Source organism: Allocoleopsis sp. (assembly GCF_036703385.1).
Classification (GTDB): Bacteria; Cyanobacteriota; Cyanobacteriia; order Cyanobacteriales; family Coleofasciculaceae; genus Allocoleopsis.
The window spans coordinates 1-11,957 of record NZ_DATNPA010000795.1 but is presented as its reverse complement, the minus strand read 5'-3'; the positions used below and the strand labels follow the sequence as shown (position 1 = coordinate 11,957).

Genomic DNA, 11,957 nt, shown 5'->3' with positions numbered 1-11,957 from the left:
TACTGTTTCTGTTTGTCATGTTTCCAGGGATTTTGCCAGGAGCGATCGCACTTGCATTACACAACTTCGGTATTCTGGGACGACTAATGGCAGAAGTGGTGGAAAATCTGGATGAACGTCCGTTGCGATCGCTCAAAGCCTTGGGTGCAACTCGCCCTCAAGTCTTCCTGTACGGCGTCTTACCCCTCACCCTCCCCCGATTTATCGCTTACATCCTCTACCGCTGGGAAGTCTGCATCCGCGCCACCGTAATTGTCGGTTTAGTCGGTGCAGGAGGATTAGGCCGTCTTCTTACCGAGCAACTTAGTAGCTTTGACTACAAAGGTCTCCTAACCACTTTAATTGTTTTTTTCGGACTCACCTTTTTCGTTGACCTCATCAGTGCCTCAGTGCGACGGACGCTCAGGTAATGAGGAGGCAAACTAGTATCAGTGAACAGTGAACAGTGAACAGCAGGCTAAATAGTTAGTCTTTATGGGATTAGGGCCGTAGGAGTAGGAGTAGAAATGAAAATTATTATCCCTTCCGCCTCCTCGTATGAGCTCCGGTGCCTTCTGTCCTCTGCCTTATTTTTCGATTAGGTAAGAGAGTAAAACGTCTGACTAAGTTGCTATAGTTACTGTGAAATACGTCCTTAAATGAACGCAAACCCTGAACATTGCTCTTATGCCGTCATCTTCCGAGCCATCTTTCACAAAAGACTTCGTCCACTTCGAGCAGCATGTGGCAAAACTTTTCCAGACGGAGGGGTGGACGGTCGAAATAGTAAACAATGCTAATTACAATTTGATTATCAAAAAAGATAATCAGGTGGGGGCTGTTCAGGTTAAATGGTTAAAAAGTCCTGTTCAGAAGCCACAGCTTTCAAAATTTGTTGATTTTTTAGACACCAACGCGGGTCGAAAATTTAACTGTGGTTTTTTCATCACGACACAGGGTTATGGTGGGTCAGCACGCGCTTTGATTAGAACCTGGGGGCAAAATCTTACGATTCTCTGCGGTATTGCTGCTCAAAATGAGATTATTTGGATTAACGATAATCCGGATATGTCTCCGCCTGAGCCACCCAAGCCCGATAAGATTTATTTTGGTGTTTTTACATGCAAAGGTGGAGTAGGAAAAACCACAGTGGCTGCGCATTTAGCTGGAGCATTTGCGCTTCAGGGATTCAATGTGGCGCTGGTGGATTTAGACCCGGAAAAAAATCTTCAGAAGTTGATAGGGGATGGCGTTTATCTTCCTAAACCGCAAAGTGTTGGCGAGAGTATAGAAGTCTATGATAAAGACGCTTGGGATGAAGATGCCGCCCGTGACTCCAAAATAGTAATTTGTGATTGCTCACCGGCCTTTGAGCGCAACCCTGAAGAGTTAGTCAAGAAATTCGACTATTGCATTATACCCACAACGTTTAATCCGCTGGGAATTAATAAGCACGGTCAGGTGATTAAAGATACGGTTAAGGATATCCGAAAAGTTAACACGAATGCTCATTTGTTCATACTTGTCAACAACTTTAGGCCGACGACTAAGCGACAAATGCAGATTTTGAAGGGTGTTTTTTTCGAGGCTTATGAAGAAGTCAAGGCGATGGATGAAAAATTCCACTGCATTGAACCCGAACAAGTCTGTATTCGCTCAAGCGATCAGCTCTACTACTGGGGTATTCATTGCCTGGAAAACCCAGAAGTACCACGTAGTGAATTAGCCTTCAAACTAATAGGAGGTAAATGCAAGCCACGGGAAGATTTTATCGATTTAGCTGATTATATTGAACGAGTTGCTGGGTTAGGAATTTTGAGGAGTGAATAAGCTAGTCAACCGATGCAAGGATTTTGGATTTTGGGTTGAAACCAATCGCGAAGTCAGGGATGGGATATGTCGTGCGGGCAGCAAGCCTGTGCAGGCTGAAATTTGTTACTACATTTGACGGCAACGTTTTAGATAGATTTGAGCCACTTTATCCCCCGGATTTTGGTACAAGCAATCTTCAAAGCGTTGTGCTGCTTCCTGGAAAGAATGCTGATTGTAGAGGCTCAAGGCTTCTTGAAATAGGGCTGCCGTAGCTAACTTACCTTCTCGAACTTCAGCGGCATCGGCATCAAAGACTTCATAAAGCGTCACCCATTCTGATTTGCCCTGAACTTTTACCTGATCAATTAGGCGGATAGCATACTCAGCCGGATTCTCTAAGTGCGACAAAGTTTGGTGAGTGATTAATAATGATACTTGATAATTTTTCGTCAATTGTTCAACGCGAGAGGCTAAATTAACGGCATCACTGATAACGGTGCCATCCATCCGATTGTGTCCCCCGACTGTACCCAGCATCAAAGAACCTGTATTAATACCAATGCCAATTTGAATGGGTATATAACCCGAATTGGAGCGATGTTGATTATATTCTGCTAATCGGTGCAGCATCGCAATCCCAGCTTTGACGGCATCATCAGCACTACCGCTAAACAGAGCCATAATTCCATCACCAATATATTTATCAATAAAACCACCGTTTTCCACGATCGCAGGTTCCATGCGACTGAGATAGGCATTGATAAATTTAAAATTATTCTGGGGGGTCATACGTTCCGAGAGCTTGGTGAAGTCGCGAATATCGGAAAACAGCACCGACATCTCTTTCTGCACTTGATCGCCTAATTTGACATCGACAATGCTTGACTTATCCAAGAATTGGAGAAACTGACGCGGAACAAAGTGTGAGAAAGCCTGGTTGAGTTGAAACAATTCTGAAGTAAACCGTTCTCGTTCGGCTTCTGCTTTTTTGCGTTCTGTGATGTCCTGAAACGCGACAATGGCATAGGAAATATTGCCCTTTTCATCAAAGATGGGGGTTCCCCAACCCTCGATAGGAATAATTTTGTCCCCTTGGTGGATTTCTATATCATCAACGGTGGCACTTTCCCCCCGCAAAGCCCGCACAAGAGGTAAATTTTCGGAGGGATATAGCTGCTCGGTTCCTGCAATATAGTTTTGATAAACTTCCGCGAGTTGCTCGGTTGTCGCTTCGGGTACAGCCCCTTTACCCAGTAACTGAACAGCCACACGATTGGCGTAGTAGGGTTTGCCGAATGCATCCAAAATAGCCACACCCACTGGCATCGCTTCTAAAAATTGAGTCAGCCTCCGCTCACTATCTTTGACTTCTGAGTAGAGTTTTGCATTTTCAATAGAGATAGCGGTTTGGGAAGATAGGACTTTTAATACTTCCAATCGATTAGAGGTAAATGCTCCTGGCGCTAGATTATTTTCCAAGTAAAGAATGCCAATGACTTTACCTTGATTGATAATTGGGGTACACAAGATCGATTTGGGTTGATGCTGGATAATGTAGGGATCAGCCGCAAAGGTTGTCTCAATCGTGGCATCGTTAATCACCAGAGTTTCAGCGGTGTGCGAAACATAGTTGATCAAACTAGCAGGAATCTCTTGGCTGGACTCGATGGGAATGGATTGCAGTACAGTTGCTTCAAGTTGACCACTGATGCCGATCGCTTCAACCACCCAGTTATTGGCTTTTTGCAAGATGAGAGAGCCTTTAGAGGCTCCCGCATTCTCAATCACCACTTGCATTAAGGTGGAAAGCAACCGATGGAACTGAATTTCCCCCGATAGAGCTTGGGATGCTTTAATAACTGTTCCCAAGTCCAGAGCCGCTGAATTTCCGGAATGGCTGGAATTGAGGGTTCCGTTTGCCATGCGGGACAGTGTCTCACCTGTGTGTACAACTGTTTCACGGTTCAGTATGGGGGCGAGTAATTGGGGATAGCGTTTTTCCAAATCTTCAATTTTAGCTTTGGCTCCCCAGCGGGCGTAAGCGTAGTAAGCATCTGTTAGATAGACTTGGGCAATTTTATCTTTGTCCCAAGCGAGATAGAATTGGGCTGCCAGTTCGTTAGCAAGAGCTTCTTCGTTAACGTAGTCATTCGCTTGGGCGAGGGAGATGGCGCGATCATAATAATGCATGGCTTCAACATTTTTACCGAGAAGCCGACATCGCTCTGCCTCCACCAAATAAAATTTATGCAGATAGTTCATCGGGGCATGATGGGCCCATTTTTTCATCTTTTTCTGATTGGCTTGCACTTTGCGCAACAGCTGCTTTTTTTCAGACTGAGTCGCATCATTCAAGATTGCCAGTCGAGCAAGAGAATCATAAAAATGGAAGACTGTCAACGGTAACGTAGATGTAACACCACCGATATATTTTTCTGCCAGAATGGCATGATCAAAAGCCTGCTGATACTCTTGAAATAGGTAACAGAGGATAAGTTTATTGATATATAAAACGCACATTGCTGTGCTATCATTCGCTTGCTGATGAAGCGGTAGTCTTGTCTGTTCGTTGTAACTTTTACCCATTAAATGGCAGGGATTTTCTGCCTCGCCTATCAGGTTTAAAACCACCTGCTCATAAATTTGGTTATAATTCAGAGCTGTTACCTGCTTGAGATTTGCGATCGCTTGATTGTAGGATGCAAATTCTTTGGCAAGAACGGCCAAATTCCTACCACTAAAATACGCACGAGAGCAGTAAACATAAGCCGAATAAGCTGCATATTGTAAATCTCCGGTTTCTAGGCCACTTTGATAAGCCTCTAATAAGGGAGCTAATGTTTCCTGAACAGGCTTCTTCCAATGGCTAATAAAACTATTAACAATTTGTAAAATTCTCGCTTTTAATTCTTTAGCATTGAACCGTGCCAGTACATTTAAAGAAAGTTGACCAAATTTAAATCCCGTCTCAATATTTCCCACAATACCGCAGAGAACTAACCCGTAGCCTACATACGCATAGGAAGAAGAGGAAGCGTTACCATATTTAAGCGATAAATTAACTTGTTTAAATACAATGAGTGGCAATAGTAGAGGAACGGCGAAATAAGCAGAAGTCGATGCTGTGGATAAAATCCGCATGGCAGCCAGCTGGTTTGGATCAGTCATTTCCGGCAGATGGGTTAAATCTTCGATCTGCTTTCCCCACAAAGTACACTTTGTTCTAAATAAACCCAGTAAAACATTTAATTTTGTTGGATTTTCTGGTAGGGTAATGCCTAACAGCTTCAGAACTTGTAGCCCAGTTTTTACCGTTTCCATGAGCTTGTTTTGGGCAACATAGGCGAGCATCTTGACTTCATAGACTTTCACCCGATCTAACAGCGCGTTGGCTTGTTGCAGCACCAGCTCAACTAATTGTTCCATCTTCTGAAAGTCAGTGCTGAGGTACGCGGCTTCTGCTGCTTCTACATAGAGTGCTAGCGTCAAATTATATTGACTCTCCCAGCTATCAGCGGCGAGTAATTCCATCCCTACTGTTAAATACCGAAGTGCAGCCGCATAAGCTGTAGAAGCCTTCGCTTTACGCCCAGCCACTAAATTTAATTCAGCTAATTCATCTCGCTCAGTTTGATGATGGATTAACTCCACCCCCATATTCAACTGGTTGACAATATCAAATATATTTTCTTCCCGTTTCTTGGCGGTTGTATTGCTCAACAGCAGTTGTCCAATTTTGAGATGAGTTGACTGTTTATCGGCTTCGGGAATCAGAAAATATGACGCTTGCTGTACTCGATCATGGAGAAATTTGTAAATGGATAATGGGGATAACTCTTCACGATTACCCATGAACGGTTGCGTAGCATGGGCGTAGCTCGTTGACTCATTACCCTCTGAATGAAAGAACTTATAAATCTCACTAATCGGTAATACAAACCCTTCTTGTAATGCCCTCCACAAGTCATCGGCGGTTTCAGCCTGGGATTTCTCATGTACGATCGCAAGAGTGGATAAGTCAAATGAGTTACCAATACAAGCCGCTAGTTTTAAGACGTTCTGGGTATTCTCTGGTAGTTTTTGCAACTGAGAAGCCATAAATTCAACCACATCGGAACTGACGGAAAGCGCTCGGACTTTAGCTATATCACACTGCCAATACCCCTCAGAAAAGTTAAAGAAGATGAGCCCATCTTGATAGAGAGATTTAAGGAGTTGATTGGTAAAAAATGGGTTACCCTTGGTTTTATTAAATACTAGTTCTGTTAGAGCAACAGCTCTTTCTAAGGGGCAACTCAAAGTATCGGCAATCAAGCGATTTAGATTGTTGCGACCAAGTGGTTCTAAGACAATTTGATTTACTTTAGGGCAGGTGGCTCGGTGATCATTATTCTTATGAATTTCTTCCAAAGTCAGCCTGAGGGGATGGGCAGGGCTGACTTCATTATCCCGATAGGCTCCTATCAGTAAAAGATAGTGGGTATCTGTGTCAGCCATTAACAATTGAATCAGTTTCAGAGAAGCCAAATCAGCCCACTGCAAATCATCGAGGAAAATGACCAAGGGATGCTCTTTCGTCGCAAATATTCGGAGGAACTTTCCAAACAGCAGATTGAACCGATTTTGAGCGGCACCCCCTTCGAGTTCTGTTACAGTTGGTTGTTTGCCGATCAGCCGCTCTAGTTCGGGAATAACATCAATCATGACTTGAGCATTCTCACCCAAGACGGACAATATTTTGGTTTTCCATTCTTGTAGAGAGACCGTACTTTCCGTGAGCAATTGTCCCATCAGCTTTTGGAAGGCTTGCACGAGAGAATAGAAAGGAATATTACGCTTAAATTGGTCAAATTTCCCTGAAATAAAGTAACCTCTTTGCCGTACAATGGGTTTATGGACTTCATGGACAACGGCTGTTTTGCCAATTCCCGAAAAGCCTGCCACTAACATCATTTCGGTGTTCCCCTGGCTAACGCGCTCAAAGGCCGCTAATAGGGTAGTGACTTCTGTTTCCCGACCATAGAGTTTTTCAGGGATGAAAAAGCGATCAGAGATGTCTCGCTGTCCCAAGGGGAAAGGTGAAATATTGCCGATATCTTCAATTTGCTGGCGACATATTTCTAAGTCATGTTTCAGACCAAAGGCACTTTGATAGCGTTCTTCAGCGGTTTTTGCCATCAACTTCATGATGATGTGATTAACCATCTGAGGAATGCTGGGATTCACTTGAATTAGAGGAGTGGGAATCCTGGCAAGATGGCAGTGAACTAACTCCATTGGGTCAATCGATTGGAAGGGGAGTTGCCCAGAGAGGAGTTCGTAGAAGGTTACACCAAGCGAGTAGAAATCGGTGCGGTAGTCAATCCCTCGGTTCATTCGTCCTGTCTGTTCTGGGGACATATACGCCAGCGTTCCTTCCAGTACGTTAGGATTTTGAATCTCCTGATTTTCTCTGGGTAACAAAGAAGAAATGCTGAAGTCAATGAGTCTTACCTGCTTAGTTTCCGGATTAATTAAGATATTTTGAGGCTTGATATCTTTGTGAATAACTCGGTTTTGATAAAGTCCTTCTAGGGTTTGGCTAATCTGAATGGCAATGTTGAGAAACTCGACTAAGCTCAGTGGCTGGGAAGTGGTGTAGTCTTTAAGAGAGATACAGCCCTGGTCTTCCATGATCAAGGCAAAACCATTGCGGTAGTTTTCTAGGGATAAGGGCTGGACAATCCCAGCTAAGTCAAGATTTTTGGCAATCGTATATTGATTGCGGAATTGCACAAGTTCGGAGAAGGTAGGATACTCACTCTTGAGCAGTTTAAGCACAACTGGTTTTTGGTCTAACTCCTGCTGCCCTCGATACACTAAGGTTCGAGTGCCGTCGTAGATTTTTTCAATGACGCGATAGCCTGGAAGCGTAACTATAGTGCTAGTCATGTCGGCAAACTTCAGGTTCTTGATGATATCTGAGCTTCAAGGCCATTTTCCATAGGGATGGGTTAGCGTGAGTACCGTGCCAAATGCGATTGCTGCACTATGAGCGATCGCATATTTATGCTGTTAACCATATATAGTGCTCGCGCCAAGCGTCAGCCGCCATCAGACAGCGCGATTTGCCGCCTACCTGAGCGACTGCTGCCTCAACAGAGTCTCCACCCTCAACTGTCAGCTACCCTTAGAGATAAAATACAGTCTAACTCTTGACTACTGCTGTCCCTGCTGAAACGGATTTCTATAAAGTTTGTCTTGGCAGTCCGCACCCACTTCAAACTTACAATCTGAACGGGGGTAGGCAATGCACAGCAGAACATATCCCATTGCTTCCTGTGCAGGCTTGAGTGCAACACCCTGAGATTGATCGACCTCACCCTCTATCAATCGTGCAGCACAGGTAATACAAGCTCCATACCGACACCCCACAGGTAACCGTAACCCAGTAGCTTCCACGGCGTCGAGGATGTATTGATTTTCGGCAACTTCGAGAATCGCGTGATTGCGATTGATGAATTCAACCTGATAGAACTTCATAATGGGAGATTTCCTTCAGGAACGTTTGCTGAGCCCGCAACGTCACGTTAAAAGCGCTGCTCTTCTGAGTTAACTACAATAAAGAACGATCGCTTAGACAGAGCTACAATGAGAGACGATACTCTTGAGGGTGCGATCGCCGTGATGCCCTATTGACTACGGAGACCAAAAGAGTGAGTTCAATGAATTTAATCAAGACACGCTACGAAGTTACTCTCAGCCAAGACGCATGGGATGGAGTTGAGACTATTGCCAGAAAATTTAACCTATCGGTATCTGAGCTTTTTGAGCAGGTTGGTTCCGGACTGCTTGCGATCGTTGACCCTGAAGACTTAGAAGACATCGAAGATTTTTTGGATTTGCAGGTATCACTGGACGCCGAGCCAACTCTGGAAGACCAAGAGCGAATTTATTGAGACTCACTCAAAACCTAAATATGGTGCGTTACCCTTCTTTGACGCACCCGACAGATTTAAAAATGACTTGAGCAATCGATTTTTAGCGACCTTTTTTGTAAATCAAGAAAACTGATCCAACAGGATGAGTATTTTCTACAAATATTTTCTTATCAAAAAGAAGACCTGTAGAAAACCCGCCATCAAACAACATCCCGTCTTGAATCTTGCCCAAACAATAATTTTTAGCGATTCCTTCAAGAACATCATCAAACATGGATGGATAAAGGGCTTGCTTTAAGTTGGCATTGTTGACTAAAAAAATTACATACCCTTTAGAAGTCGTGGCTACCAGAGAGCGACTTGTTTCACCAGCGCAGACATAGTCGCCTAAGTCTGGGCAAATATTTTTAAATTTTCCATTCTGATAAAACCTACCGTTCCCGCCTACTACATTGTAATTAAGCAATTCCTCTTTTCTCTTGCCAATCTGGATTGTAGCTTTTCGCTGTTCAGGTTTATCCCCTGAGATTCCAAAAGAAGAACGCTTATTTTTAAAAGCACCTGAATATTCCACTCCCCTAGAAATATTTAATCCTTGGGGCTTATTGTCAGAACCTATATAATCTGAATTAATGGCGGCAAACGGCAGTTTCCCATTCAATGTTGAATTTTCATCGGAGATGAGTTCACTAAATAACTTAGGAATATATTTTAATTGGGTTTTATTATTAGTGTCTTTAGCATAAATTTGATGAGATAGACCCACATTTACTTTAAAATCTAGGTCTTTAGATTTGGGATCAAAAATAATGATATAATTGGTACCTTGCTCATCTCCATTCCCTTTGTTATCCGTAGCGGTAAGCTCAATACTTTTAAGAACGGGACATTCTTGAGTTGGAGATTGATTGATTGATGCTAAGCTTCTGAGCAGAGCTGATTTTGAGTCATTGCCCAAGCCAGCATAGAGTTTAATTAAGATAGCCAGAACGATGGTTATTAAGAATATTCTCTCTTGTACCTGCATAGAATGATTTCAAAACCCAATCTTCTAGGTTGAGCGAGCCAGCATTTTAAGAGTCTCTCCTTACAATACATCGTTAGCGATCGCTTTGGTGCTACGATACGCCAATCGTTCTTACAGTCGCAACTGAGTCTCATACCAAATGGTATTCAAACGTATCACTCTCTCTTTCTCTTACCTCAGTGCCCTCAGTGCCTCTGTGGTTTGTTAAATTCTACGTTAGATTCAACTCAGTCTCAATCGATAGAGTGCCATCTGCACTTGACAGCAGCGCTTCCTGATCGCCATTAGCGGTCTTTTTGGTAAATCAAGAAGACTGAACCAATTGGGTTAGCATTTTCCACATAGATTCTGTTGTCAAAGTAGAGGGCTGTAGAATAGCCTCCATCAAACAGCATCCCTTCCTGAATCTTACCTAAACAGTTATTTTTAGCAATCCCTTCCAGAACATCATCAAACTGATCTGGATAAAGCGCTTGTTCGCCATAAGAGTTATTCACTAACCAAATGACATATCCTTTAGCAGTAATCGCTGCCATAGAGCGGCTAGTTTCCTGATAACAGGCATATTCTCCCAATTCCTTACAAATATTTTTAAATTTACCATTTTGGTAAAATCGTCCATTCCCTCCTGCTACGTTGTAATTTAGACTCTTATCCTTTCTTCTCCCTTTCTGAATCGTAGCCCTTCGCTGTTCGGGTTTTCCTCCAGAAATTCCGAAGGAAGAGCGCTTTTCTTTAAAGGCACCGGAATATTCCACTCCCCTAGAAATATTTAATCCTTGGGGTTTATTCTCAATATCAATATAATCTCCATTAATCGCCGCGATCGGTCTTCTGCCATTGAGTTGTGCATTCTCGTCATTAATGATTTCATGAAATGGTTTAGGAATATATTCTTTGCGAAATGTCCCCTTAGCATCTTTAGCGTAAAGGTTATGGGCTATACCCAAACTCACTTTGAACTCTAGTTCTTTAGCGCGAGGGTCAAAAATAATCACGTAATTTGCCCCTTGCTCATTCATGGTGCCTGCATTATCAGCTCGTATAAAATTTAAAGTGATACGCTGGCAATTTGGATGGTATTGCTGAGGATTATTGTTATTTTTTTTAAGTTGGCTTGAAGTTTTAGATGGAGCTTGATGGCTTGCTATTGATTTATCGGTTGTTTCTAATTCTGATATCCTCTCCGAACAGGAAGAGAGAGATGCGAATAAAACCACAGATATGCCTAATAAAACTCGTTTCTTGTAGTCATGCATATAACGGCTTGAATATAATATCCTCGCGACCCAAGTGTGTAGCAGAGGTCTGCATGAGTGTCGCATCCACAAGAGGGATGTTTTAGTTTTGTTGGAGTGCAAACAACCTCTGCTCACCGATGAGTGTAATGGTAGTTACACCCAAATATCAGAGGTGCAATCACCGCCAGGATAGCGCATTTCGTGGGCGCGGGATGGGCCAGCCGGTTCTTTACTAAAGTCAACGTAGAAATTCTCGTTGATTTTCATTCCACCCTTTTCTGTATCGCAGTCAATCTGCAACAGATAGGAGCCATTTTTCGCTAAATCGGGGTAAAACTGATTATCCCAAGTGCTAAACAACGAGTTCGTTACATACAGCCGCTTACCATCCAGACTCAGCTGAAGCATCTGCGGGCCACCCAGCAGCTTGTGTCCCTGAACTTCGCTTGCATTTCCGAGTAAACCACCGCACCAAACTTGACCGATTAGTTTGGGATTTGAGGGGTCGCTGATGTCGTACTGGCGAATATCGCCATGTAACCAGTTGGAGAAGTAGACATAGCGATCGTCTATTGAGATTAGGATATCGGTAATTAAGGAGGGTACGGGAATAGGCCATCCCTCTACTTCAACGGAAGGGATATCGATTACCTTCTCTACCTCCCAGTGACCGTTAGGCTGATGCCAATGCCAAATATTACTACTGAGTGCTGCCCCCACAAATCCATGAGTGCTGTCGGGATTGTGATGAAAACGTACTTCTAAAGGAATTAATCCATCCTCACCCAGGTCAAAGCTTTGGATAATCTCGTGCTTCGACCAATCCCAAAAATGCAACTGGCGTCCATAGTTCCCTGCCGTTACGTCGTTGAGGTCAAAGCCGGGGTAGTAGGTTTTCGGTGCACCCCACTCACTACTGACCATGACGTTATGGCGCGGCTGATACCAGAAGTCATAGTTGAAACGCATCCCTTGGGC

Annotated in this window: 8 protein-coding genes; 3 read left to right on the top strand and 5 right to left on the bottom strand. The window is 43.5% G+C overall.

Annotated features, from left to right (window positions below; translation table 11 throughout):
- Together V6C93_RS36995 and V6C93_RS36990 are read left to right on the top strand one after the other, a co-directional pair.
- The coding region (locus tag V6C93_RS36995; RefSeq protein WP_333481691.1) for a PhnE/PtxC family ABC transporter permease at positions 1–410 on the top strand (410 nt) is incomplete at its 5' end.
- Between the two features lie 256 nt (positions 411–666).
- Positions 667–1,809, top strand: coding sequence for an AAA family ATPase (locus V6C93_RS36990; RefSeq protein ID WP_333481689.1), 1,143 nt, complete (start codon positions 667–669; stop codon positions 1,807–1,809).
- 108 nt (positions 1,810–1,917) lie between these two features.
- Here the strand turns inward: V6C93_RS36990 and V6C93_RS36985 are convergent, their stop codons facing one another.
- On the bottom strand, positions 1,918–7,722 hold the full coding sequence (locus V6C93_RS36985; RefSeq protein ID WP_333481688.1) for an AAA family ATPase: 5,805 nt from the start codon (positions 7,720–7,722) through the stop codon (positions 1,918–1,920).
- 267 nt (positions 7,723–7,989) lie between these two features.
- Entirely contained in the window at positions 7,990–8,313 is a 324-nt protein-coding gene (locus V6C93_RS36980) for a 2Fe-2S iron-sulfur cluster-binding protein (RefSeq protein WP_333481687.1), read from the bottom strand.
- A 182-nt stretch (positions 8,314–8,495) separates the two neighbouring features.
- Between V6C93_RS36980 and V6C93_RS36975 the strand changes: the two genes are divergently transcribed.
- A complete protein-coding gene (locus V6C93_RS36975) occupies positions 8,496–8,729 on the top strand; it encodes a hypothetical protein (RefSeq protein ID WP_333481686.1) in 234 nt (77 codons plus the stop codon).
- Positions 8,730–8,811: 82 nt separating this feature from the next.
- On the opposite strand, the gene V6C93_RS36970 is transcribed toward V6C93_RS36975, so the two are convergent.
- The 3 genes from V6C93_RS36970 to V6C93_RS36960 all read right to left on the bottom strand — a co-directional run.
- Positions 8,812–9,738, bottom strand: coding sequence for a phosphodiester glycosidase family protein (locus V6C93_RS36970; protein ID WP_333481685.1), 927 nt, complete (start codon positions 9,736–9,738; stop codon positions 8,812–8,814).
- A 284-nt stretch (positions 9,739–10,022) separates the two neighbouring features.
- Entirely contained in the window at positions 10,023–10,997 is a 975-nt protein-coding gene (locus V6C93_RS36965) for a phosphodiester glycosidase family protein (protein ID WP_414644373.1), read from the bottom strand.
- A gap of 135 nt (positions 10,998–11,132) precedes the next feature.
- The coding region (locus tag V6C93_RS36960) for a selenium-binding protein SBP56-related protein (RefSeq protein ID WP_333481683.1) at positions 11,133–11,957 on the bottom strand (825 nt) is incomplete at its 5' end.

Bases quoted from the DNA above. Each gene is read 5' to 3' on its own strand.
- V6C93_RS36965 (WP_414644373.1), bottom strand. From the start codon at position 10,997: ATGCATGACTACAAGAAACGAGTTTTATTAGGCATATCTGTGGTTTTA.
- V6C93_RS36975 (WP_333481686.1), top strand. From the start codon at position 8,496: ATGAATTTAATCAAGACACGCTACGAAGTTACTCTCAGCCAAGACGCA.
- V6C93_RS36970 (WP_333481685.1), bottom strand. From the start codon at position 9,738: ATGCAGGTACAAGAGAGAATATTCTTAATAACCATCGTTCTGGCTATC.
- V6C93_RS36985 (WP_333481688.1), bottom strand. From the start codon at position 7,722: ATGACTAGCACTATAGTTACGCTTCCAGGCTATCGCGTCATTGAAAAA.
- V6C93_RS36990 (WP_333481689.1), top strand. From the start codon at position 667: ATGCCGTCATCTTCCGAGCCATCTTTCACAAAAGACTTCGTCCACTTC.
- V6C93_RS36980 (WP_333481687.1), bottom strand. From the start codon at position 8,313: ATGAAGTTCTATCAGGTTGAATTCATCAATCGCAATCACGCGATTCTC.